We start from the raw sequence: 25,558 nt of genomic DNA on the forward strand, positions 1-25,558 counted from the left end.
AGAAACCGGGTTTCTTTCTATATTTCTCGTCACCCAACCGAAAAACTCGTAGAAACCCGGTTTCTTGCCATGAGCCTAAATCTGAGAAACCGGGTTTCTCTCTATATTTCTCGTCACACAACCGAAAAACTCGTAGAAACCCGGTTTCTTGCCCCTTGCAAGAGGACAAATACCGTTTCAATCCCCTTGCGGGGGAGTGGTTTGGGAAAGCCAGACATTGACAAGCAAGATCCACACCTTAGTGTTTCAATCCCCTTGCGGGGAAGTCGTTTGGGAAAGTGCACATACTGCTGATCAAGCTGACATTTTCTTCTTGTTTCAATCCCCTTGCGGGGAAGTCGTTTGGGAAAGATAAATTTTTCTTCGGAAGAAACAATCGAGAAAAAGTTGTGTTTCAATCCCCTTGCGGGGAAGTCGTTTGGGAAAGAATAGTAAAAGATACATACGATACATCTTATATCTTGATAGAGTTTCAATCCCCTTGCGGGGAAGTCGTTTGGGAAAGCATTGAATTTTTGGAAGGTTTTGTATGGGATTAGATGTTTTGTTTCAATCCCCTTGCGGGGGAGTGGTTTGGGAAAGTTTCGCTGTATCCTTTATACCCTTTAGGATTCTTAAAACTTTCGTTTCAATCCCCTTGCGGGGGAGTGGTTTGGGAAAGAATCCGTTTATGTCAATCCTCTCTGTAATATCTTTAAGTTTCAATCCCCTTGCGGGGGAGTGGTTTGGGAAAGTACAGTAGCTACAAATCCTGCTCCTGCTGACGAAGCAGTGGTTTCAATCCCCTTGCGGGGGAGTGGTTTGGGAAAGTTTTTCTTGATCAAGCTGCCAAGTTGGATCGTTTAAGTTTCAATCCCCTTGCGGGGGAGTGGTTTGGGAAAGCCAAAAGTAGCCGTTGCTACCTCTTTTCCGGTGGTTTCAATCCCCTTGCGGGGGAGTGGTTTGGGAAAGCTGATGTTAATGATGGATGTAAGATTTTCCTCAAAAAGTTTCAATCCCCTTGCGGGGGAGTGGTTTGGGAAAGTGGATGTAGTTATTGCACCAAAAACCGAGCAGATATGTTTCAATCCCCTTGCGGGGGAGTGGTTTGGGAAAGCCTTTCGCTGCTGCTCAAAAAAACCCCAAGTTGGCTGAAGTTTCAATCCCCTTGCGGGGGAGTGGTTTGGGAAAGTATACCTGAACCTAAATCGGCAAATACACGTTGGGAAAAAGTTTCAATCCCCTTGCGGGGGAGTGGTTTGGGAAAGCAAATTGCCCTTGATGAAGGGCTAACAGCCAATGGGAAGTTTCAATCCCCTTGCGGGGAAGTCGTTTGGGAAAGTGTTATCGAAGCCGTGCATCGAGATGATCTGCCGGTAGATGTTTCAATCCCCTTGCGGGGAAGTCGTTTGGGAAAGGTACTTGTAACAAGACAGTTACGATTTTTACTGAGGAACGGTTTCAATCCCCTTGCGGGGAAGTCGTTTGGGAAAGGCTATACGAAATTCGGAGTACTTTGTACCTCTAAATGTTTCAATCCCCTTGCGGGGAAGTCGTTTGGGAAAGGTTAAAAGACGCATCCCGGTACAATTTCCCAATTGTGTTTCAATCCCCTTGCGGGGAAGTCGTTTGGGAAAGAAGAAAAAGGGGGTAATAGAAGAAAATCAACAAGACGTTTCAATCCCCTTGCGGGGAAGTCGTTTGGGAAAGAAAAGGAGAAAGGCAGATGGGCGTTCAATTAAAGCGTTTCAATCCCCTTGCGGGGAAGTCGTTTGGGAAAGAGTTCGGCTACAAACCCTTACCCAGAGAGCGTTCCAGACGCCAAATCGACGCACCGTTTTTTCACTCTCAATAGATGGGGGGTCATCTTCAACAAGCATAGGATTGAAAACGCTCAACCCCAGACTACAAAGACAATCGACGCACCTCAACGAAAGAATCAGGGTTTCACCGATCGCCCTAGGTGCGTCGAAATCACTTGCGGCAATGAAACCCACCGCAGCCGATCGCCCACCTAGATCAAAATCGCTTGCAGTAATGAAACCAACCGCAGGCGATCGCAAAATCTATTCAATTTTCAAAGTTCCGCGTGAAAAACCCTTGCTTTCCACTACTACAAACAATAGAGACTCAAGAACAGATTGTCAAGTTTTTCCCAGCACTTCGTTTGGAATTAAGCCTCTTGTTGAACAACAGAGTTCAACTGAGCTTTCGACTGAACTTTCGGAAGTGGAATCTGCGGCTTCAATTGTCTGACAACTTCATCAAACGGCAAAATCCGCACTTGATTGTTAAACACATTTACCTGATAAACTCTGCGATAACTCAAGTCAAATCCAGTCAGCCAGCCACTTTTTGGATGATAAGCACCCGTGTCAATATCCAACCACCCTTGGCCCCTGACTAATTCCCCAGGCCTCACACCCTCAAAGGTAAACGTGATCGTGTGACCGGTAATAATTAATTTATCGGGAAAATACGGTTTCGGCATCGCATGAAATTCCTTGCGAATCCAGCACAATTGTTCGATCGACTGTTTGTCAATTGGCATAGTTGGATGGACGCCCGCGTGCACCAGCCAGATATCCCCTAAGTCTAAATGCGTTGGGAGCGATCGCAACCACTCTAAGTGTTTGTACGGCATCATCCCTGTATCCTTGTAACTAGCGACAGTCGCATCCCCACCGCTGTACAGCCAAGACTGCCACGCCCGCATATCCACTGACGGCCCCGACAAAGCATCTAACATCAGTTGTTCGTGGTTTCCCAGCAGCGTTTGATACGGGCTTTGCTGCACAAAATCTAATACCTGAGCGCTTTTCGGCCCGCGATCGATTAAATCTCCTAAAAAATATACGCGATCGTCCGAACTCGGGGCAAGTGCCTCTAGCAAAAGCATTAACCCGTCGTAATGCCCGTGTACGTCCCCAATAACAATGCGCCGCTGGTTCACTGTATTTATCCGCTTTCCTGAATCGAAACCTTAATTACTCGCTTATAGCATCTGATTTAGCTGCTATTTCCTCCGATCTTTCGCTGAGGAGGGGTGTCACCCATTATACTACTTTTATAAACTTTTGGTAAAGTTCACAATTTTATTTGCGTAGTTACAGATCGCAACACTGAGAAGTTATCCCAGCTTTCGGTATAAGTGAAGTACAAAGATACCCTAGAAACACGGGAGTGCCCTCTCCTGCAAGTCTTTCAGAGAATTGATAACCGCTGTTAATTCTGCTGTGGCAATTACTACTATCGAGTCAGTCGATTTTAGATTGACTCAACAATGATTTCACCGAATAGCATGGGTTTGAAGCCCCAGCATGAAGGCAGATTGTGATAATAGCGGAGTTTAAATCTCCGTTCTTATCACTTCGCTGTCAACTGTCAACTGTCAACTGTCAACTGTTTAAGGTGCAGGATGCGCCAGCAATGAGTCGATCGAGCAAATCGAAAATAACTCTAGCTAACGCACTCTACAATACTACTGAGTCAAAGCCTTGAGGAAAGTCTGCATTTCTGCTAACAAACCTTTCTTTTTTAGCGGTTTTGCCGGTGCAGTCGAATCGGGATCGGCGACTCCCATAGCTTTCGCTAAAATTCGTTCTAAATCGTCTCCCACAGGTTTTTGGGCAGTTTCCGAAATTAATTTGTATTCGTCGTTTATTTCCAGCCAGACTTGCCACGGTTGCGGATAGCAGCGGAATAAAGCTGCCGTATCTAGCGGCCTGATGTAATAGCAAGATTCGATTTTGCTCAGGAATCGATCGCGCAACTGACGGCCTGCGTACCCTATACCTATAGTAGCAACATCTTCCAGCCGCGGGTTGAGCAAGATCACAGGGCGGCCCGCCGCAGCTATGTAAAGTTTTTCAACTTGCGACACCTCTACCGCCGCCGGATTCACCAGCAAAAACAGTTCATCTTCCGGTGCTATATTATCTTCAACAGGAGTACGGCTGCTGCCCAAATCACTTATTTTAAAAGGTACTTCTCCCCAATCGCGGCGGGCGAGGGCGGCTGCACCAGCATCGGGAAAAAACACTTTCATCCCGGAGTGGCTTTCCTCAAATTCTGGTAAGAATTGTTGCGTGATCGACTGTGCTTGCAGGGCGATTTCGGGAAAGACTAATTCGACTTGCAGGAGATTCATGCCATCCGAGAGGGCGGCGGCGGTGGCTATGCGCGATTGGGCGATCGCATCATTGAGATCGTTAGGCAGTTCTGTCATTAATCTTATTATTCGTACTCGACTTCTCTCAATCCAATTTTACCGCATTAAGCTAATCAAAATTTAAATTAGACTTAATAAATAATCAAAATCTTGTGGGGTGGGCTTCCAGCCCGCCCGAAATATGCAATTCAAATATGCCACAGCTTAAGCTACAAAAGCTAACACGGACACGGGCGAGCCGGAACCTCCCAAAAGGCGCAATATTCCGATCGCCAAAGTGAAGTCTGCCGCAGGTAAAAAGTGGAGATTTGCCAGATTTTCCAGCACAATTCGCTGCTGTTGCAATACCATTTTATTCACAGCAAAACTTTCATCTTGTCCCGGATCGACTCCGTGAGTGTCAATACCAATTCCCGCAATCGATCGCTCTTCTAGCAAAAATTGAGTCGCAGCTCGACCAAATCCCGGAAAGTGGCAAACTCCGCCTTCGTCAGGATTGAAAAATGCTCGCTCATCATGCCATTTGGCTTGCCATCCAGTATATAATAGAACTAGATTTTCCGGTTCAATAAATTTGTGCTGGCGTTCCCAATTCAATATATCATCTATCGTTAAAGTGTAATCGGGATTGGCAAGACATTGCTCCCGAAGGTCGATCGCAATTCCGGGCAAAACTAGAGACTGGGGCGCATAACTATCAACACTCGCGCCTGCTGGATAGAAGGTATTCGGTGCGTTGATGTGAGTGCCGCTGTGTTCTCCCATGGAGAATTTTCTCAGGAAATAGCCGTTTTTGTCTATTTCAGATACTATTTCAAATTCCGGCGCTGGATCACCCGGCCAGATGGGAATCTGTGGATGAATTGCATGGGTTAAGTCTATAATGTCGCGGTAGGCGATCGTTTTTAAATTATTTGAGTTACTGTTTGAGTTAAAGTTGTTTGTCATCGACACAAAAACTCAGGTTAGCTGATATACCTACAATATTAGGACGGGCAAGATGCCCATCCCACATTTTTTTTTCTTCTTGTGGAATGGGCATCTTGCCCCTTCCAGATGCCCATCCCACATTTTTTTCTTCTTGTGGAATGGGCATCTTGCCCGTTCCAGATTCAAATCAAAATCAACCTAGCTGAATCACTCTAGAATGCGATCGAGCGTCGCTGCCATCACATCCTTTGTTTGCCCGGAAACAGTATACACCAAAGCCTCTCGATAAACTCTTCCAGCCGGGTGCAGCCTACCGTTAGCCGCACCGCTGGAAACCACCACCGCAGCGTGCCCGCACCGCACCGCCAAATCAATAGCTTCCGCTCGGAGCGCTAATTGTTCGGCTTTTGAGCTATGTTGAGATTGTAGGAAATGCTGTTTTAGCCGATCGAGCTTCTGCTCCAATTTTGTGCAAGCCGCCACAATCACAGGCGAATCTTTAACTATCGCCGCCGCTACAATTACATCCAATCCCGCGCGAATACAGCCAAAAGTAACCGGCACAAAATTCAGGATATTTTTGCTGTCATTTTCCGCAATCCAACCGACAGCTTTAACCGAAATTATTTCCGATTCATGCAACAACCAATTATCGAGAGTTGCTGTCACAGTATTAGTCGAATTCATCGCGATTAACGGCATGATTTCGCTGACAGCTATTTTACCAGATTCCCGTTCAATATTAGCAAAAGGCAGCAAACCAAAAACCGCGCGATTGTCTGGAAGTACCGCAGCCACAATAAACTTTTCAAACAAGCCAAAACCAGTAATCCAAGGAACATTCCCCGACAGTAGATAGCCATCTTCTACCGGAGTTGCGGTGACAGTCGGATTGCCCGTTAGCGAAGCCCTCGAAGAGGATCGCCTCAAATGCGAAAACCCAACACCCAAGCGTAACTCTTTTTGGGCGATCGCGCGCAAGTATCTGCCTTTGAGCATTTCATTGTCACTGCTAGCAATCATCGCAGTTGCGCTGTGGTGCTGAGTTTGCAGGAAAGACAAAGCCCCAGAATATCGCGCAGTCAATTCCTGATATTGGTAAAAAAGCTCCGGTGGAATGTCCGCGCCGCCCCATTTTTGGGGAACGCGCAACGCTAAGAGCGATCGATTTTCCAATCCTAAAAGTGCTGTTTTCAGCGCTTCCGAGTCACTGTCGATAATTTCCGCGCGGGGTGCAACGCACTCTTTTAGGTAACTTTCCGCGCTGTTTAGAATATATTGAAAATCCATTTTTTATGATGATTTTATAGAAGACTGGGCGGTTGAAACCGCGTCTATAGAAACAAAACCCACCTCCGTGGGTTGAATCTTCAGACTCGGCGGTTGAAACCGCGTCTACACAAACAAAACCCACCTCCGTGGGTTGAATCTTCAGAAACGGCGGTTGAAACCGCGTCTATAGAAACAAAACCCACCTCCGTGGGTTGAATCTTCAGACTCGGCGGTTGAAACCGCGTCTATAGAAACAAAACCGGCGTTGCTTAATCAGGGTATGAAAAAAATAAGTTAAAAATCCCCAAGCTTTGTCGATACTGGTTTCTATGACTGGCATATTTAGCCTTTCATACCGTAAGTCTGCGGAGGCAGACTTCCTTTGTGTAGACGCGGTTTAAACCGCCGTTTCTTCAGTCTGCGGAGGCAGACTTCCTTTGTGTAGACGCGGTTTAAACCGCCGTTTTCCTGGTTTAAACCGCCGTTTTCCTGGTTTAAACCGCCATCTTAATTAATCATTATTCCCAAACTTTCCAAGGAGCCTTACCTTCATCCCAAAGCTCGTTTAAATACTTATATTCCCGATAAGTATCCATCGCATAAAAGAAGCCTTCATGGCGGTAAGCCATCAACTGTCCATCTGCTGCCAAACGCTGCATTGGCTCCTGTTCTAAAACACAATCATCCTCACCCAAATACTCAAATATCCGGCGGTTAAATATAATATATCCAACACTAATCCAGCCGTCTATTTGAGGTTTTTCAGCAAATTCTCGTACTTGACCTTCACTGTCAACATCCAAAATCCCAAAACGTGAAATCGGGCGAAATGTAGTTACAGTTGCCAGCTTACCGTGAGACTTGTGAAACTCCATCAATTTATCGATATTGACATCAGCAACTCCATCACCATAAGTCACCATAAAATTCTCGCCATCGATATATTTTTCGATCCGTTTTACCCGCCCTCCCGTCATGCTTTCTGCACCAGTATCAGCCAGCGTTACATGAAAATTTTGTTCGCGATGTTCCTGCTGATAAGTGATGGTATTTTTCCGTCCCAGACATATCGTAAAGTCATTGTTCATGGCTTCATAATTCAGGAAATATTCTTTAATCATGTTGCCGCGATAGCCCAAGCAGACAATGAAGTTTTGGAAGCCGTAGTGGGCGTAGATTTTCATGATGTGCCAAATAATCGGGCGCCCGCCGACATCAACTAAAGGCTTGGGGCGAAATTCTGTTTCTTCTCTCAGACGAGTACCAAGACCGCCCGCTAGGATGACTACTTGCATTTTTTCACCTTTTGAAAACTTATCAATTAATCTATCATCAATTATCTGGGATTTTTTCAAAGAATTATTAATAATTTCTCAGATTGAGTGAAGCTTTGTAAACCCTAACAAAATTATATTCTAAATACAATGTAGGGTGCGGACTGTGCATCGCGCACTTAAATGCTGCGTGCAATTCCTAACTCACTCAGTCCCGGACGCATCAACCTCAAAAAAACCTGGTTTTTAACCTAATTTGTGGGTGAGAGCGGGGTGCATCTCAATTTTGAAGAGGGCGAAGCATGACCGCATATAAGTTATTAGTTATAATCCTATATTGACTACGGTCATGCTTCGCCCCTACAAACATATTTTCCTTGCGTGAGATGCACCCTGAGAGCGCATAATTTTCGTAAAAAATTTGGTTTCTAGGCACCTGTGCGTCCAGGACTATCACTAATGCTAAACTAGGAAACAGACAAAAACATTAGACAACTATACTGAACATCAAAAACAACAATGAAAAGTCAACTCGATCGCCTAAAAAGATTTTTAGGTATAATCTGCGCGATCGCCTCAATCACAATCTTATTGCACTCGGCAATATCCGCTGTTGGTGGCGCTGTTTTTGCAGGGGAAATCTCAAATATACCACAAACCACCATAGCCTTTGTCCCTAAGATACCGGGCGGCGGATTGGATGTTCACGAAGCCGCAGGAGGACACACTTTAGAGAGACACGTTGGTAAAACAGAAGGAGAATTAGCACAGCGACTCGGACGAGAAATGGAAATTGCTGCTGCATCTTCCTTTGCTAACCGTTCCGTCGCTGAAGCGGCGATTGCGGAAGCAATGTCCAAAAATCAAAGTGCGATCGCCTCCTGGGTAAAAAAAGGAGGCAATCGTTATACGATCGACTACAACGCCAACAGAACAATTGGCATTACTCTGCGCCGCCGCTCATCCAAAGCAACTCCAGTCTCTCGCCTGAAAATCGTCCTCCAGCGCAGCAATAAATTACCTCCCGGATACTTTATTCTCACAGCTTATCCCCAATGATCGATCAATTTCCTAATTTAACCCAATTTTTCAGTTCCTACTTTCACCAAGAGTGGGCGCTAGAAGCTGACACTCCCAGTGATGTAGTCAATAACTACCTGAACAGCGAACCCCCCGCAAGTATTGAAGCTGCATCGCAAGAACTTAGTCAACTGCTAGAAATGTCGATTTCCGAACCAGATTTAGAAACCTTCGTCCTGGATGAATTAGGCTGTTACTATGACCCACAATCGAAAAATCAAACTGTCAGAGAATGGCTGGAATCCGTGCAGCAATCGTTGATAAATCTCCGATGATTCGGCGGTTGGAAACCGCTACTACACAAGCCAAGTCTGCCTCCGCAGACTAAGAGATAGAGGAGTATTTAAGCCTGATTTTTTTGTAGATACTGCCTACTATTTAGTCTCGCGTTGCGCGGACTTCGTTTGTGTAGTCGCGGTTTCCAACCCCCGGGTTTCTAACCACCTCGGATTTAAAATTAGATCGCACATTTCTCTCAAATCCCATCCATATTTCTTCGTCCGCGGAGGCGGACATCGTTTGTGTAGTCGCGGTTTCCAACCGCCGACTCTTGAGTGATTTTACTTGGTAATAGTCAACAAATAACCTTCATGAACTTTGACATTAGGAACAACATAAGTCAAATTATTTCCACCAACCGAAATACTTTCTTCTTTAACCGTAACCAGCTTTTGCACAGCGCCTTCGAGATTGTTAGGAATCTTCTCTAATTTGAGACTAACTTTTTGACCGTTTTTAATCCCAAGCTGCTGCAAATTTACAAGATTCAAGGTAACGGTTGTGGCTGACGAATAATTGCGATCGAAATAACCTAAAAGTACCTGTGCTTTACCTTCTGGATTTGACTTGCTAGCTAAGGCCACAAGACGATCGCTATCCGATCGACTCAGCACCCGCGAATTCACTCCATCAGCATAAGCTTTGTAAGTCCACCAAGCAGCCCTCGGCTCAAAAGTATTCGGCGTAACCATCCCAGTCAGCGTATTGTTGAAGCAATTACTAACTTTTTTACCTACTGTTGTATCCCAACAAGCTCTGCAAGCACCATCAGCTCTTGCATACTCCAAGTTAGACAAATAACCTAAAATTTCCCCCGGCTGATACTGCGCTAATTCTCCGACAATTTCGTTGACATAAATCTTTTGCAATTTTAGTTCCTTGTAAAAGGGACTTTGTTGAAAATTGCGCTTAGCATCAAATACGTGATCGTCAACAAATAAAATTATGGTATCATTGAGTTCGTGCCAAGCTAGAAAATTTACTTCCAGTTTATTCGCTTTGCAGTAATCCAAAAAAGCGGCGAGATATTCTTTGTTGTAAGTGCTGATGCTCGGCCCGCCAATCATCGCTGACGGCCCCAATTCTTGCCGCAAGATTTTGTAAGCCCTTTTGTAAGTTTCAAAGAATTGTTCTCTGCTTCCCTTCCAAAACGGATTTACTAAATCTGGTTCGTTCCAGATATCCCAAATAATTTTTTTGCCCTTATTCTGTTGGGCTAACTGTCGGATGAAGGCTTCCCACGCGGGGTAATTTTGATAGGGCCAGCCTTTGGGGTTGCTGCCGTAGCCCCAGAGGTCGCTAACTAATAGTTGAAATTCGGCTTTGCTGGCGATTACTCGATCGTAAATATCGAGTCTTCCGGCGCGCCACAGCTTGGGCTGCAAGGGCTTAATGGAGCTATCGGGGGGCTTGCTGGGGTCGATTCCGTGCAAGAAGCCGCTCATGGAGGTGATACCGGTGGCTGGCTGTCCAAAATCGACTGTGACGTTCGATCGCATTTGGGCAATTGTTGGCTGCTGCCCAAAATACGCGATTAACAGGATTGTTACCAAAGCTAAGCAAATTGGCAGCAGCTTATTAATAGGTTTGAACTTGAAGGTGAATTGCATATTGTATGTGGTTGCAAACAGAAAAAGACTTCAATTCAATCAAGGTATGTAGTTGCGCTTCAGCGCTCTTTGTTTATATATTGAAAGAGCGCTTTCATCGCAACAACGTACCTTAAAATGAGTTCTTTCCAAGGTATGTAGTTGCGCTTCAGCGCTCTTTGTTTATATATGAAAGAGCGCTTTCATCGCAACAACGTACCTTAAAATTTAACGAGACAAGGCGAGTTCAAAACCCTGTACTAATTCCATCAATTCTTGCCAAGCTTCGGAATTAATCAGCGCACAAGTATCGAATTGCTCCCCTTTCTCTGAAGATAAGGCAACAAAATTTACAATCCAACTCAAGATAGTTTCGCTTGTCAACAATGGCGTGCATTTCCAAGCTGACTGCAACTTCTCCACCATCCCGGACATATCCCCGCGCTCCCAAGCTTGCCAAGCCTGCCATACTAGATAATAGTAATGGAGCATACTGTCAACTTTTTCGATCTGCTTTTGGACTTTGGGCGCGATCCTCTTCGAGGGCTTCGCTAACGCAAATTCGTCTCGATTGCCGCTAGCAGATAAGACTTGGGCGACAACTTCTGAGTATTCCAACAGCATCCGTTCTTCCTTAAAAAGCTCTTGGGCTCGCAGTTTGCAAGCTTGTCCTGCCAGCCTCCGCAATTCGGGATTTTGGGCCCATAGTTCTACCGTTGCGGCTAACTCTTGTGCTGTCTGTTGCGCGTCAATTGTCGGATCGGCAATTAACTTTCCGGTATCTCCCAACTCTTCGGGAATTCCGCTGACTGCTGTAGCAATTACGGGCAATCCCTTCGCCATTGCTTCCATCACTGCTAGCGGCATTCCCTCTGCTTTGGATGATAAAATAAAGATGTCGCTGGCATCCAACCAATCGGCAATATCCCACCGCTGGCCGATAAATTTAACTTGTTCGGTGACTCCTAATTCGTTGACAGTTGCTCTCAATTCCGGTTCCATGTTGTCGTGAGTCGTGGAACCGGGGCCGGCCCAAACGAAGTAAATTTGCGGCCAAACAGGCAGATTTTTCAGTTTGGCGATCGCCTGCAATTGATACTGATATCCTTTAATTGGAGTCAGTCTCGCCGCCGTGAAACAAACCACAGCCTCTTCGGGAATGCCTTGTTCTTGGCGCAGGCGTTGGCGGGTTGAGAGATTGGGCGGTTCAAAGTAATTGTTCGGCCTGCCGTAATAAATTACTTTACCCCATTCCCGAGGCATTTTGAACAAACTCTTAAACAAGTTTAAATTCTCGTGGGAAACAGCTATCACCGCTTTAGCTAAATTGTACTGATAGGCCACTGCATCGAAATAGGGAACCTGATCTCCACGGTTAAAAGTCTTATAAGTGCGATCGATATAACCCAGAGTAATTACATAAGGTATGTTCTGTTTGAGTGCAACTTGTTTCGCAGCAAAATTTGCCATCGGCCAGCCATCGCTAAATATAATTAAATCCGGTTTAGCTTCCGCGTAAATTCTTTCAGCATCGCTACAATTGTAGGCAATTCGCAAAAACTCCCTCATCGTATCGAACTCCAGCCAAATATGCTCGATACCTAGTTGTTGCTGTTCGGTAATTAAAGGATTAGAAGCTTTAGTTTGCACGCTAGTAACTCGGTAGCCGTCGGCTGCTAATTTGGAAAGTAGCGAGTGGTTGAACTGCGCCAAACCGCCGATTCCGTGGTCTTCTGCATAGACGAGTACGTGCGGTGCAAGCTGGCGGCCAATTGAACTAGGCTCTGATTTAAATTGATAGGTATTGTTGACTGCCTCCGCCACCATGTCTTGCCATTCTTTTAAATTGGTTAAGGCATAAGCATCAAAGTTGTTCGTGTATTTTTCCGAAGAAACTCTAAAAGTTTCCAACCATTTAAAAACTGTTTCTGTGCCATTATAAGGAGTATAGTACAGGGATTTTCTCAAACACTCGACCATCTCTGGCAAATATCCGTCGCGGTACATCCGCCACGCTATCCACACTAAAGACTTGTAACGTTCTGCCTTTTGTAATTGGCGTATGCGATCGGGCAAATTGGGTTGGGCGAAGAATTGCTCCATTACAATTTCCATGCTTTTCATCACTTTTTCCCCACCGGACATGAGATTGCTATCGTGCTGGCGGTAGCAGGTTAATATCTCTTTTAACCACGCACATTTGCAGCCTTTTAAACCCAAACGCAAAGCAAAATCTAAATCTTCTGTTGGCGGAAAGCGATGGTCAAAACCGCCCAGACGTTCCCACCACTCGCGCCGCACCATCATTGCACTGGGACGCACGCTTTTGTGCAGGACAAAGCTTTCTAAATCTAAGTTGGGCGTGTCTTCCCAAGGCATGACTGGGTAGATGTCTTTTCCGGTTTCATCAACCATCAACCAGCCGTTTTGTACCATCCCTAAAGTGGGGTCAGCTTCAAAACAAGCAATTTGTTTGGCGAGTTTTTCTGGCAGGAAAAAGTCGTCGGCATCCAGAAATGCTAAAAATTCGCCTTTGGCCATTTCGCAAGCGCGGTTTCGAGCTTTTGCTGCTCCTTGATTTTCTTGATATACGTACTGAATCACATCGCGGTACGGCTCTAAAGTTTGCCTCGTATTGTCTGTAGAACCATCATCTACGACGATAATTTCCCAGTTTTGGTAAGTTTGATTTACAGCGCTCTCCACAGCTCTAGTAATGTAGTGTTCGCAGTTGTATGCCGGGATAATTACGCTGACTCGCGGTGTTTTTGAGGTAGGTATGCTAGCCATTATTTTTTTCCATTCTGGTAAGTTTCTTAACGATTGAAAATCGATTGTAACTCCGTAAGTTTGAGCGATCGCACTCAGACGCTTCTGCCAATCGGTGACTGTTGGCCTTAGAGGATAAGGACTGTACTGGATAGATTTTTGGAAAAATTCAACCGCCTCTACTGGATAGTTACTATAGTACAATTGCCAAGCCATCCAAGTCAATGCTTCGTAAAAAGCCGGATTTTCTAACTCGCGGATGTGCTGCGGTAAATCTGGTTTGGCGAAAAATTGCTGTTTTAAGGTAATAAAAAGATTGGCTTGTTTGAGAGCTTTTTTTATTGATACATTTTGATCGTGCTGGCGGTAGGATACTGTCACTTGAGGCAGCCATGCTGCTTCGCAACCCAAGAGGGCTAAACGCAGAACTAAATCTGAATCGTCTACTGAATCAAATTCTGAATTAAATCCGCCTGCAAGTTCCAGCCACTGACGTGAAAACATCATGGCGCTGGGAAGTACGGGCATTTGTACTATCCAAGTTTCTAAGTTCAATTTTGGGAAATATTCCCAAGCTTTGATATCGGAAATTTTGTCGCCTTGCTGGTTGACAATGCGCCAGCCGCTGTTAACAATTCCTAAGGAGAGTTGCTGGCGAAATAGGGATATTTGTGCTGCTAATTTATCTGGCAAAAAGAAGTCATCTTGATCTAAAAAAGCGATGAATTCGCCTTTGGATTCCTGAATTCCTCGGTTGCGGGCTGCTGCTACTCCGGCATTTTCTTGATATACGTAGCGAATTCTGTCGAAATAAGGCTGCAATACCTGATGTGTCTCATCTGTCGAACCGTCGTCTACAACGATTATTTCTAAATCTGTAAAAGTTTGGCACAACACGCTTTCTACCGCTTGTACGATGTAGCGAGATCCGTTGTATGCTGCTATAATTACGCTGACTTGCGGTGTGCGTGTGGCTGCTGACATTGTTTACCTGGTTGTTCAGTAGAAGGAAGAGGGAAGAGGGAAGAGGGAAGAGGGAAAAAGATATACACAACAAGCTTAAGCGCGAGCCGTATTTTGAGTTTTATTAGGTGGGTTTACTTAACTGGTTGCTATCTTAGTTTAATCGAAATATGTGTTTGCTCGACTTGCGTACAAATTAACTTAAACAGTCCTCGACGCACTCCGACAAAGAAACCGGGTTTTTTCCCAAATTTGCGAATCACAGCGCGTCTTCTCAGCAAAAACCCGGTTTCTGGCAACCTGTGCGTAAGTCCTATTAAAGTTCGTTAGCGTAGCCCTCGATGACGATCGCATAAATGCCATCCAGGTACTCGGTATTTACAGTCAGGCTGATGTCGGTGCACGATCTGGAGGATATTAGAGAGGTTTTGCTCTACAATTACACAGGGAATTATTACTAAACAGGAACGTTAAAAGTGAATTCAGAAACAGCCGCGGTTGATTTGCAACAACAGGCAGAAATATATTTAGCTTTAGGGAAGTTGGATCGGACGATCGCACTTTGCCACCAAATTCTCGAATCCCACCCCGATTCCGCCGAGACTTGCAAAACCTTAGGAAAGGCGCTGCAAGCTCAGGGTAAGCTAGAAGACGCTCGGTATTGGTATAAAGTTGCGATCGCCCACAAACCGGATTTTGCCGAAGCTTTTGCTAACCTCGGCACCCTCTGCGCTAGTTTGCAACAATGGCAAGAAGCGATCGACTGTTACCAAAAAGCGATCGCCCTACAACCAGACTTTGCAGGATTTTACCGCAATTTGAGCCGGATATTTACCGAAGTCGGTCAACCTGAGCCAGCAGCCGACTGTTGGTATCAATCACTCAGCGTGGAACCGATCGACATACCGGAAGAATATCTAGATTTGGGCAATACTTTGTTGGCGCAAAACAAGCCACAAAAAGCTCTAGTTTGTTACCACCGCGCTATTTATTTAAACCCTAGTTGTTGTGAAGCTTACACCAAATTAGCCGAAGCTGCTAGCGCCCTAAAACAGTGGGACGAAGCTATTGTTAACTACCGCAAAGCTATCAAGCTGCAACCGGATATTTCGGAGTTTCATTACAAATTAGGCAATGTTTTGCAAGCCAATAAACTCTGGCGCCAAGCCGAAGCTGCCTACCGCGAAAGTATTGAGCTGAATCTGAATTCTTTTTGGTCTTACTACAATTTAGGCAGCGTTCTGCTCGAATTAGAACAATGGCAAGAAGCTATTATTGTCTACCGCACGGCTGTGGCAATTGACCCAAATTTTTCTTGGTCTTACTACAGCCTCGGTGAAGCTTACGGTAAATTAGAAAAATGGTCGGAGTCCGCCGCAGCATACCAGCAAGCTGTTGACTTAGATCCGAATTTTTCTGGTTCTTGTCACAAGTTGGGAGATGCGCTTTTTCAATTAGAAAACTGGTCGGAAGCTGCGACAGCTTACCAGCGGGCGATCGCTCTTAATTCAGATTTTTTTTGGTCTCATTATAATTTAGCATTAACTTTAGTTAAACTCCAGGATTGGTTGGCAGCAATCTTGGCATACCAGCGGGCGATCGAACTCAATCGAGACTTTTCTTGGGCTTACCACAATTTAGGAGAACCGCTGTTAAAAACCCAGCAGTGGAAAGCAGCAGCTACTGCTTATCAGCGCGCTATTGAACTCAACCCGAATTTTTCTTGGTCTTATTATAATTTAGGCGATGCTTTGACTGAGATCCACAACTGGAACGAAGCTGTTTCTGCTTACCTTTGTGCGCTGCAAATCGAACCGGATCTCCCCAACATTTACGCCAAGTTAGGCGATGCTCTCATCAAAAGAGTGCCGTCAGGTTTAGATCCGGCAACGAGTTACTATCACCACGAATTGCAGCCGCTGCACGCTCCTGAATTTTACTGCGAAACAGCCCAAAAGTTTGCCGAGAGCGATCGCCCCGACGCAGCTACAGTCTTGTACTTGATGGCGTTAGAAATTCGGCCGCAAGATGCCGCAATATCCGGGAAATTGGCGGAAATTTTGCAGAAAAAGGACTCTACGGGCGATCGCAGTATATTATCAGAGTTGGAGAATGACGATATTCGCGATCGCTACATTGCCCGAGTCGTCAAAAATCAGACTTTTGCAGAAGTCGGGGGATTGTGGGGTACCGTCAACGAAAAAGTATCTGTAGCAAGCAAATACGGTGCAGTTTCTCTGACAATGATTGATGTCACGCCCGAATCCGCACACATTTGGCAAGATTTTCGCGATCGCATGGCAAGTTTAAATATTGCTAATTATAATTGTATCAGTCAAGATATAACTCACATTCAGCTTGCAGAAATTGGCGAGCCTTACGATGTAGTCCACTGTGCAGGAGTTTTGTACCATCACCCCCACCCTTTGCAAATTTTAATGAGCTTGCGTCAAATAACAGGGCACTATTTAATCTTAACTTCAGCAATTACCCAAGAACTTATAGAAAACGAGCGGGGACGCTACGAAATTCCAGCTTCTGGGGTAATCTTCATTCCAGCTTTGGGCGAAGCCGAACGAGCTATCTTAACAGCTTACTGGCAGCAGTACACCTACGGCACACCAATTCTCGGAGTAATTGATAAAGCAGTTTTTGACATCAACGACTTTGGCCCTTGGTGGTGGCTGCCTACAGCTTCTGCTTTAGAATCTATGTGTAAAGTAGCTGGCTTTAAGGTTTTAGATAAAGGATTGACTTGGTACAACAACGCTCTGACTCTATTGCTGGGGGTTTAAAGATTGTTCATTCAGTTGATAGTTGACAGTTGACAGTTGACAGTTGACAGTTGACAGTTGACAGTTGACAGTTGACAGCTTGAGGGCGACCTCTACCTAGAAGGAAGAGGATTGGAGTAATGAATCGTCTAATTTTAATTTCTTCCAAAAGGGAGAGGATTTAAACCAATTCTTTCTGGTAAACGAACAATTCCAAAAAATCCGCACAAACAAATGATAGAAAATTCTATGTCTGAGATGATTCCTAGTTCTATTTCCCCAATATTCCTACTAGAACCCAGTCTGTTTTTAATTACGAAATAAAATATACGAACCGCACCCGAGGGTTAGGATTTTATTAATTACCGAAATCCTTGCTTTATTGCTTCTGACTTCTCTTCTACATATAGCGGTTCTCAAAAAAGTGAGGTATGCGCTATGCCCTATGCGCTATGCCCTATGCCCTATGCCCTATGCCCTATGCCCTATGCCCTATGCCCAGTCGTACCTCATCTTTCTCAGAAAAGCTATAACTAAGCCTTATTCCATCCGTTACATCTTGTGTTACATAATCCATTGCCGAACTTCCTTCTTCCTTTATATTGGGAAAACACTCAATGAACAATCAGCAACCAGAGACGCCATTAGGAAACATTTTAGTAGTAGACGATACGCCAGAAAATCTGCGCCTGTTGTCTACAATGTTGACTCATCGGGGGTACGCGCCCCGCTGCGTGATTAATGGGCAAATGGCTCTGAGAGCCTGCAATTCTAATCCGCCCGATTTGATTTTACTCGACATAATGATGCCGGAAATGAACGGCTACGAAGTGTGTCAGCATCTGAAATCTGAACCTAAAACTCGCGAAATTCCGGTAATTTTTATCAGCGCTAAAGATGAAGTTTTCGACAAAGTAAACGCATTTGCAGTAGGAGCAGTTGACTACATCAGCAAGCCATTTCAGTTTGAAGAAGTGCTCGCCCGCATCGAAAGTCACCTTACCCTGCGGAACTTACAAAAACAGCTAAAAGAACAAAATGTGCTGCTTCTAGAAGAAATCACCAGCCGTTTAGCCGTTGAAAAAACTCTTTACGAAAAAAACCAGATTTTGCAAGAAGAAATCAGGAACCGCCTCGCCGTTGAAAAAGCCTTGCAAGAGCAAAATTTGCTCCTCCAACAAGAGATATCGAACCGCAAGCGCGCTGAATCTGCCCTCTTAAAATCTAACCAAGAATTGGCGCGGTCGAATGCCGAACTAGAACAATTTGCTTATGTAGCTTCTCACGACTTGCAAGCGCCTTTAGCAACTATTGCCAGCTACGCTCAACTTTTAGAAAAACGCTACAAAGACCAACTCGACAGCCAAGCTATTAAGTTTATCACCAATATCGTTCAGGGCTGCACGAGAATGCAAACTTTAATTGACGATTTGCTCGAATATTCGCGAGTTGGTCGCAGTCAGAAACCCTTTGAATTGGCAGATTGCAATCATGTAGTCCAGCAAGCAATTGCCAACCTACAAGGGGCTATCCGCAACGCTCAAGCAGTTGTTACCTACAGTGAATTGCCAGAGGTAATGGGGGATATTTCTCAACTGGTACAGCTTTTTCAGAATTTACTCGGCAATGCAATTAAATATCGCCACGATGCACCGCCTACGGTTTATATTACCGCTTCCCAACATGAGGAAAACTGGTTGTTTTCTGTGTCGGATAATGGGATTGGGATTGCTCCACAGCATCAAGAACGCATCTTTCAAATTTTCCAGCGCTTGCACACTCAAAGAGAATATTCTGGGACAGGTATTGGTTTAGCAATTTGTCAAAAGATTGTGGAACGTCACGGTGGATCTATGTGGGTGGAGTCGGAACCGGGTCAAGGTTCAACTTTTCACTTTACTCTCCCTTAATCGAGACATCAAGCACGCACTTATAGCGGTTATCGGAAAGATGAGGTATTGACCAATTCATTAACAATTCCCCAATTCCGCAATCCCCGAATCCTCGAATCCTCGAATCTCCTAATCTCAAATCTCAAATCTCAAATCAAATTTGTACCTCATCTTTCGCTCGAAAGGCTATATAGCGGTTCTCAAAAAAGTGAAGTATTCCCGATGCCCTCTTTGCCCCATGCCCGATGCCCTATGCCCTATTCCCGATGCCCTATGCCCTATGCCCATGAGTACCTCATATTTTTGAGAAAGGCTATATCCAGAAGCTAGATGGCAGGAGAAGCTGAATTAAATCCTATATTTTCAGGGCGAAGCTTGAAGGTAGCAGTTAAATTGCAAGTTAGAATAAAACATATTTCGCGTTGACAGCCGAGTGAATTTGTGATATAATTATAACTCTTAAACACAAGTTTTGTAGCGTTCAGTCACACCGCAATCCGATCGCCGATGTATGTGTAGGTGCAATTCGATAACTCCCCCGGAAATAAAAGATAAAATCCAAGTTAGCTTGAGACAACTTTTAATTAATAAATATTATGAAAGCAGTTTTTAACTTAGCTGTACCTCCTACGTGCTTCAAGGTTCTGTTAGTAGAAGACCACCCTCAGGAAGCTGAGCTTATTGAAGATTTGCTGTCAGGAATTAGCGGTCGGCAGTATATATTGCTGACGAAAGTAGAGTGCCTCAGCGAAGCGCAGCAGCGATTGAATCAAGAAAGTTTTGACATAATTTTATTAGACCTTTCACTACCAGACAGTCAGGGCATCGAGACGGTGGCTCGGATACAAGAGTATGGGGTAAATGTGCCGATCGTAGTTTTGACTGCCCAAAACGACGAAGAGCTTGCCCTGCGGTTGATCTCGGTGGGCGTACAGGATTATTTAGTCAAAAGAAAAATCGACGGCGAACTGTTAATGCGATCGCTCCGTTACGCCATAGAACGCCAGAACAGTCAAGATGCTTTGCGAAAAAGCGAAGAAAAATATCGCTCGGTGGTGGAAAATTCCCTGATCGGAATTGCCATCGTCGCTCCAATTATTGACCCCGCAATTGCTGAAAATTGCAATTGGATTGAAGTTAACGACGCTCTGTGCGATTTGCTCTTATACGATCGCGACGAACTCGTGCACAAGCATTGCCTGGAGCTTACTCATCCAGAGGATTTTGAGGCCAATTTTGAAAAATTTTCTCAGATGTTAGCAGGTAAAACCGACGGTTACATCTCAGATAAAAGGTGGTTTAGAAAAGATGGCGAAATAGTTTACACGCGAGTTTCGCTGCGCTGCATCCGCGGCCTAGATGGATCTATTGACCGGATAATTGAAGTGGTGTTGGACGTGAGCGATCGCTACCGCTACGAAGCACAACTGAAAGCATCTGAAGAATTTTTAAACCACACTCTAAATGCGACCCCAGATCCAATTTTTGTCAAAGATGACCAGAACCGGTGGATGATATTAAATGATGCTTTTTGTCAGTTGATAGGGAAATCTCGACAAGAACTGATCGGCAAATCAGAATATGACTTTCTTCCAAAATCAGAAGCGGATGTTTTTTGCAGAAAAGATGAAGAATTATTGGCAAAAGATATCTGTTTGGAAACAGAAGATAAATTCACCGACACTGCGGGAAAAGAATGGATAATTTCTACCAAGAAAAGCGTTTTTAAAAGAGCTGATAACAGTAAAGTAATAGTTGGCACAATCAGAAATTTTACCGAATACAGACGGCAGCAAATAGCTCTGGAACAAAGCGAAGCTCGATTTCAAAAACTCGTAGCCAACCTGCCCGGAGTAATTTATCAATTCCGACTCTCAGCTAGCGGAGAAAAATATTTTCCTTACGTTTCTTCAGGCAGTCGGGAACTTTACGAATTAGAGCCAGAAGCAATAGAGCAAAATGCAGAATTGATTTTCAGCCGAATTCATGCAGACGATCGCTTAGATTTAGAAGCATCGATCGCAATTTCAGCCGCTATGCTGGAACCTTGGCGGCAGCAGTGGCGGCAGATTATGCCATCCGGAAAAGTTAAGTGGCTGCAAGGAGCATCCAGACCGGAAAGGCTCACCAATCAGAGCAAATCTGGGAGCAAAGGCGATATTCTCTGGGACGGTTTAGTGATGGATATCACTGAGTTAAAGCAGGCACAGACAGAGCGCGATCGCTTTTTTACTATATCCTTAGACTTGCTTTGTATTGCTGGTTTCGACGGCTATTTTAAACGATTAAACCCTGCTTGGTCAAATGCTCTGGGCTACAGCAGCGCCGAACTGCTCGCCAAACCATTAATCGAATTTATTCATCCAGACGATCGAGTAGCCACTCTAATCGAAGCGGAAAAGCTAATAAGTGGCACGCCCAGTATTTACTTTGAAAACCGCTATATTTGCCAAGACGGTTCTTACAAATGGTTGCTGTGGACGGCATCGCCTTTTAGCGAAGAAGGTTTGATTTATGCAGTGGCTCGCGATATTACTTCTCGCAAAAAAGCTGAGTCGGAACTTCAGCGACAAGCAGTCGCTATGGGCGCTGCTCATGACGGCATTGCTATTTTTAACGAGCGTAAAGAATGTATTTATTCAAACGACGCTTATCTTAAAATGTACGGCTTGGCTAGCGCTAGCGAACTGTATGGGAAGAAATGGAAAATGCTCTACAGCCGTGCTGAAATTCAATATCTTGAACGTGAAATAATCCCGGTGCTCCAGGAAAAAGGGTACTGCAATATAGAAGCGATCGGTCAGCGGCGCGACGGTACTAAGTTCCCTCAAGAATTGTCGCTGACAATGCTTGCAGGGGGCGAGATAATTTCGATCTTCCGCGATATCACCAAAAGAAAACAAGCAGAATCAGAACTGCAATCTAGCCAGCGCCGCTATCAAACTTTGGCAGAAGCATCGCCGGTTTGCATATTTCACAGTGATGCGTTTGGTAATTGTCTTTATGTGAATCAGCGGTGGAGCGAAATCACGGGATTAAATGCAGAATTAGCAGCCGAAACTGGCTGGATGAATGCCCTACATCCCGATGATGCGGATCGGGTGAAGAATGAATGGTATGGAGCAATTATTCACAAAATTCCTTTTAAATCAGAATACCGCTTTCTGCGTCCAGACGGTCGGGTAATTTGGGCGATCGGTCAGGCGATCGCCGAAATCGGAGACAAGCACGAAGTTAAAGGCTATATCGGCAGCATTACTGATATTAGCGATCGCAAACAAGCCGAATTAGACCTACTGCGGGTGACTCAAGCCGTAGAAAGCACCAGTGATGCGATCGGCATTGCTGACTTGACAGGGCGATCGATCTACCACAATCAAGCCTTTATTCAGCGGTACGGCTACACAGCAGAAGAACTGAACGCAGCGGGTGGAGCAACGGCAATTTATCCGCAAAATTCAGTGCTGCAAGAAATGTTTAAAACGATTCGTAAAGGCAAATCTTGGCAAGGCGAACTCAAAATCAAAACTAAAAGCAAGGAACTGGTAACAACCTTATTTCGCGCTGACTGTATTAAAGATGAAACTGATAATTTAATCGGGTTTGTGGGAGTAATTACCGACATCACAGACCGCAAACAAGCTGAGATGGCGCTGCTAAAGCAATTAAGGCGAGAACGCCTGGTAGTTGCCATGCTCGATCGCATTCGCTCTTCCCTCAATTTAGAAGAAGTTCTCACCGCTGCTGTCGATCAAGTGCGGCAATTATTGCAAACAGACCGCACAGTTATTTACCGCTTTAATCCCGACTGGAGCGGCACTGTAGTTGTCGAATCCGTGGCAAATAATCGAATTTCTCTCCGAGGTTTTAACAATCTTGACCCCTGTTTTAAAGATAAATTTGTTGCTATTTACCAGCAAGGCTGTATTCGAGCTATCGAAGATATTTATGGTGAAAATCTGAGCGAATGCTACATTAAAATTCTTGAAAATTTTGAAGTTAGAGCTAACTTAATAGTGCCAATTTTACAAGCACGAGAAAGCATTTACCCTGCCCAACCCACCGCAGAAAATCAACTTTGGGGACTGCTGATCGCCCACGATTGCAGCGGCCCCCGTGTCTGGGATTCCTCAGAAATAGAATCCCTGCGGCAATTGTGCGTGCAATTGGCGATCGCGATCCAGCAATCGACACTATTTGAACAAGCACAAACCGAAATAGCCGATCGCAAACAAGCAGAAGCAGCCCTAAAATTAGCTAAAGAAGCCGCCGAAACCGCCAACCGCGCCAAAAGCGAATTTCTCGCCAACATGAGCCACGAACTCCGCACGCCTTTAAACGGGGTTTTAGGTTACGCTCAAATCCTCAAAACCGACAGAGACTTAAGCTGCGATCAACAAGAAAGTCTCAGCAATATTCAACAGTGCGGTCAACACCTGCTGATGTTAATCAACGATGTTTTAGACCTTTCTAAAATCGAAGCTAGAAAAATGGAACTCTACCCGGAAGAGTTAAATTTTCTAAATTTTACGAAAAACATTGCGGATCTGTTTCAGATGCGGGCAGATCAAAAAGGAATTTGTTTCAATTACGAACAAGTATCGCCCCTGCCCACCTGCGTCCAAGTCGATCAAAAAAGATTGCGCCAAGTTCTGATAAATTTACTCAGCAATGCCGTTAAATTTACTAACAGCGGCGGAGTAACTTTCAAAGTCGGCTATGTCGGCACAGAGGCCTGGAGTCGCAGCCAAGGAGAAACATACGAATTCTCGCTTTTGAGTTCTGAACTCAAAGAAACTTATCTGCGCTTTTCCCACAATGCGATCGCAGCTAAACACGCTTTAAAAATCCGATTTCAAGTCGAGGATACCGGGACAGGAATAGACAAAAGCAAGTTAGAAGAAATATTTTTGCCGTTCCACCAAGTAGGAGGCAATACCTTTGTTGAAGGTACGGGTCTCGGACTCTCGATCAGCCAGAAATTAGCTAAACTGATGGGCAGCAAAATTCGCGTCAACAGCACTTTCGGAAAAGGCAGCACTTTCTGGCTAGATTTAGAATTGCCCGCAGCCAAACGCTACTTAGAGGTGTCTCCTTTGCGGGAAAAACGCTGGCTGGTCGGTTTTGTGGGCAATAAGCGGAAAGTGCTAATCGTGGACGACAATCAACTAAATCGCGATTTGTTGTGCAGGATGCTGGGGCGTTTGGGATTTGAAGTTGCAGAGGCACAAAATGGTCAAGAATGCCTCTACAAAGCAGTCAAATTTCAACCTGATGTGATTTTAATGGACTTGCAAATGCCTGTAATGGATGGCTTAGAAACTACAAGGAGACTGCGGCAGTTGCCGGAATTAAAAGATGTCGTGTTAATCGCTTTGTCAGCTAGCGTTTTCGAGTCGGCGCAGCAAGAGAGCATCCTTGCAGGGTGCGATGATTTTCTTCCCAAGCCGATCGAAGCAAATCACTTTTTGGAACAGTTGCGCGTGCATTTGGGACTAGAATGGATTTACGAGGAATCTCCGGAAAACCAAAATTGTAAAACTCCCAGTTTGTCACCAGCATCTGATTTTCCTGCTTATGCTGCTCTGTTACCTGCGGCTTCTGAGTCGGTAGCAAAAATTGTGAAACTTGCGGCTATGGGCGACATTGAAGAAATTTTTGAGGAGAGTGCTAAGCTGGAAAGTTTGGAACCAAAATTAGTGCCGTTTGCCACGAAGCTCCGCCAACTTGCTAAGGGATTTCAGCTCAAACAAATTCGGAATATTTTACAGCAGTATATCGATGGTTAGTAGTTATTAGTTATTGGTTATTAGTTATTGGTTATTAGTTATTGGTTGTCAGATCCAATCCCTCCGCTACGCTGGGCCCAATCCCTCCGCTTCGCTTCGCCCAATGCGTAACTCATGTTAGTGAGAAAGGCTATATAATATTCTGTTGTTTCACTGTAACAGCCAACCAAATAAATCTCCTACTGTCAGTTGCAATTCCCTGGCAAAAGATGGCACGGGCAATAACTGTTCCGGTTCGTCAAACACCTCGGTTGATTGAGCCGGCCGATATACAAAAACCGATCGCTCTTCTGGATCGATTAACCAACCCATTTGAGTTCCGTGTTTGAGAGAATGTAAAATATTTTTAGTAACTTTAGTTTGGCTTTGGTCAGGGGAGAGGATTTCAATTGTCCAATCCGGGGCGATCGCAAACACATTTGCCACACCGCCATTTTCGTTACGGGGAATGCGCTCCCAAGTGAATACAGTCACGTCGGGAACGATCGCGCGACCGCCAAAAACACACCGCAGTTCGGGAAATGCTCGCGCCACCTTTTGAGGTTTGAGAGCAGCATTAGCAGCACTTGTCAACTCGCCTTGAATTACACTATGTTCTCCTTGAGGCATGGGTTTTTGAATGATTTTACCGTCAATGTACTCGCTGGCTGGTTTGGTTTCTGACAACTTCAGAAACTCTTCGAGTGTCAAAGATTTTGGCAGGGTTTGTAGCATCCGATTTTACCTCTAAAATAGGAGTTTCATCCGCTATTTTACCAAAAAGTGCCCGACTCGCGCGGGTCTACTTACTTCATTTT

Annotated in this window: 14 protein-coding genes and 1 CRISPR repeat array; of the genes, 5 read left to right on the top strand and 9 right to left on the bottom strand. The window is 44.9% G+C overall.

Annotation, left to right across the window (positions count from 1 at the left end; all coding sequences use genetic code 11):
- The first annotated feature begins 174 nt into the window (after nucleotides 1–174).
- A CRISPR array of direct repeats spans nucleotides 175–1,760; the repeat unit is 36 nt; unit sequence GTTTCAATCCCCTTGCGGGGAAGTCGTTTGGGAAAG.
- A 392-nt stretch (nucleotides 1,761–2,152) separates the two neighbouring features.
- From JGK11_RS10170 to rfbF, 6 genes are all read right to left on the bottom strand, one after another.
- On the bottom strand, nucleotides 2,153–2,932 hold the full coding sequence (locus tag JGK11_RS10170; protein ID WP_293174707.1) for a metallophosphoesterase family protein: 780 nt from the start codon (nucleotides 2,930–2,932) through the stop codon (nucleotides 2,153–2,155).
- A gap of 528 nt (nucleotides 2,933–3,460) precedes the next feature.
- Complete coding sequence (locus tag JGK11_RS10175) at nucleotides 3,461–4,207, bottom strand: DUF1995 family protein (protein WP_293195711.1); 747 nt, start codon at nucleotides 4,205–4,207, stop codon at nucleotides 3,461–3,463.
- Nucleotides 4,208–4,354: 147 nt separating this feature from the next.
- Nucleotides 4,355–5,098, bottom strand: coding sequence for a cyclase family protein (locus tag JGK11_RS10180; RefSeq protein ID WP_293195709.1), 744 nt, complete (start codon nucleotides 5,096–5,098; stop codon nucleotides 4,355–4,357).
- Nucleotides 5,082–5,246: a hypothetical protein gene (locus JGK11_RS10185; protein WP_293174698.1), complete on the bottom strand. Its 165-nt coding sequence runs from the start codon at nucleotides 5,244–5,246 to the stop codon at nucleotides 5,082–5,084. The genes JGK11_RS10180 and JGK11_RS10185 overlap by 17 nt, the downstream gene beginning before the upstream one ends.
- Before the next feature lie 41 nt (nucleotides 5,247–5,287).
- Nucleotides 5,288–6,370, bottom strand: coding sequence for an acyl-CoA dehydrogenase family protein (locus JGK11_RS10190; protein WP_293211470.1), 1,083 nt, complete (start codon nucleotides 6,368–6,370; stop codon nucleotides 5,288–5,290).
- Between the two features lie 500 nt (nucleotides 6,371–6,870).
- A complete protein-coding gene (gene rfbF / locus JGK11_RS10195) occupies nucleotides 6,871–7,647 on the bottom strand; it encodes a glucose-1-phosphate cytidylyltransferase (protein WP_293174692.1) in 777 nt (258 codons plus the stop codon).
- A 498-nt stretch (nucleotides 7,648–8,145) separates the two neighbouring features.
- Here rfbF and JGK11_RS10200 point away from each other — a divergent pair, with 498 nt between their 5' ends.
- Both JGK11_RS10200 and JGK11_RS10205 read left to right on the top strand, forming a co-directional pair.
- Nucleotides 8,146–8,685: an RNase A-like domain-containing protein gene (locus JGK11_RS10200; RefSeq protein ID WP_293174689.1), complete on the top strand. Its 540-nt coding sequence runs from the start codon at nucleotides 8,146–8,148 to the stop codon at nucleotides 8,683–8,685.
- Nucleotides 8,682–8,981: a contact-dependent growth inhibition system immunity protein gene (locus JGK11_RS10205; RefSeq protein WP_293174686.1), complete on the top strand. Its 300-nt coding sequence runs from the start codon at nucleotides 8,682–8,684 to the stop codon at nucleotides 8,979–8,981. The genes JGK11_RS10200 and JGK11_RS10205 overlap by 4 nt, the downstream gene beginning before the upstream one ends.
- 285 nt (nucleotides 8,982–9,266) lie before the next feature.
- Here JGK11_RS10205 and JGK11_RS10210 read toward each other — a convergent pair whose 3' ends face one another.
- Nucleotides 9,267–10,595, bottom strand: coding sequence for a beta-xylosidase (locus JGK11_RS10210; RefSeq protein ID WP_293211472.1), 1,329 nt, complete (start codon nucleotides 10,593–10,595; stop codon nucleotides 9,267–9,269).
- A 207-nt stretch (nucleotides 10,596–10,802) separates the two neighbouring features.
- Complete coding sequence (locus JGK11_RS10215) at nucleotides 10,803–14,327, bottom strand: glycosyltransferase (RefSeq protein WP_293195704.1); 3,525 nt, start codon at nucleotides 14,325–14,327, stop codon at nucleotides 10,803–10,805.
- A 455-nt stretch (nucleotides 14,328–14,782) separates the two neighbouring features.
- Between JGK11_RS10215 and JGK11_RS10220 the strand changes: the two genes are divergently transcribed.
- The 3 genes from JGK11_RS10220 to JGK11_RS10230 all read left to right on the top strand — a co-directional run bounded on the left by JGK11_RS10220 (nucleotide 14,783) and on the right by JGK11_RS10230 (nucleotide 24,761).
- Nucleotides 14,783–17,101: a tetratricopeptide repeat protein gene (locus JGK11_RS10220; RefSeq protein ID WP_293211475.1), complete on the top strand. Its 2,319-nt coding sequence runs from the start codon at nucleotides 14,783–14,785 to the stop codon at nucleotides 17,099–17,101.
- Nucleotides 17,102–17,697: 596 nt separating this feature from the next.
- Entirely contained in the window at nucleotides 17,698–18,990 is a 1,293-nt protein-coding gene (locus JGK11_RS10225) for an ATP-binding protein (protein ID WP_293211478.1), read from the top strand.
- A 578-nt stretch (nucleotides 18,991–19,568) separates the two neighbouring features.
- A complete protein-coding gene (locus JGK11_RS10230; protein WP_293211481.1) occupies nucleotides 19,569–24,761 on the top strand; it encodes a PAS domain S-box protein in 5,193 nt (1,730 codons plus the stop codon).
- A gap of 150 nt (nucleotides 24,762–24,911) precedes the next feature.
- Here the strand turns inward: JGK11_RS10230 and JGK11_RS10235 are convergent, their stop codons facing one another.
- Nucleotides 24,912–25,475 (bottom strand): Uma2 family endonuclease, encoded by a 564-nt coding sequence (locus JGK11_RS10235; protein ID WP_293174668.1) that lies wholly within the window; start codon nucleotides 25,473–25,475, stop codon nucleotides 24,912–24,914.
- Nucleotides 25,476–25,558: the final 83 nt, after the last annotated feature.

It is taken from the genome of Microcoleus sp. PH2017_34_RAT_O_A (genome assembly GCF_020737885.1).
In the GTDB taxonomy this organism is placed as follows: domain Bacteria; phylum Cyanobacteriota; class Cyanobacteriia; order Cyanobacteriales; family Microcoleaceae; genus Microcoleus.